We start from the raw sequence: 508 nt of genomic DNA on the forward strand, positions 1-508 counted from the left end.
CGTGCGGCTTGGTCCGCTCGAATTTACCTTTGGCCATTTTCGACTCCTAACAGGATTTTCGCACCTTGCGCCGCGCGCAACTTACTACTCACTAGACTTATACGACTGGTGCCCATGGGCAGGATCGAACTGCCGACCTCTCCCTTACCAAGGGAGTGCTCTACCACTGAGCCACATGGGCACTAACTAACCGACACTGGAGCGGGTGAAGGGAATCGAACCCTCGTCATAAGCTTGGAAGGCTTCTGCTCTACCATTGAGCTACACCCGCGAGGGTTGGATTCCCTTACCGCTTGAATTCTGGTGGAGGAGGTTGGATTCGAACCAACGTAGGCGTAAGCCAACAGATTTACAGTCTGCCCCCTTTAGCCACTCGGGCACCCCTCCGCAGAGAACTATCGATTATGGGGTAGCAACAAGCTCTTGTCAAGCGTTATTTGCGACCCAGAACACGAGGCTCTCACTTATAGTGAAGACGAAACGCAAAAACCCCACCTTTGCGGGGTGG

General features: G+C 53.7%; 3 tRNA genes. All 3 read right to left on the reverse strand.

Annotated elements, in window-relative coordinates:
• Positions 1 to 106: 106 nt before the first annotated feature.
• Positions 107 to 181, reverse strand: a tRNA-Thr gene (locus BG57_RS30990).
• 16 nt (positions 182 to 197) lie between these two features.
• Positions 198 to 271, reverse strand: a tRNA-Gly gene (locus BG57_RS30995).
• Positions 272 to 301: 30 nt separating this feature from the next.
• A tRNA-Tyr gene (locus BG57_RS31000) sits at positions 302 to 387 on the reverse strand.
• Between the last annotated feature and the right edge of the window lie 121 nt (positions 388 to 508).

Source organism: Caballeronia grimmiae (assembly GCF_000698555.1).
Classification (GTDB): domain Bacteria; phylum Pseudomonadota; class Gammaproteobacteria; order Burkholderiales; family Burkholderiaceae; genus Caballeronia; species Caballeronia grimmiae.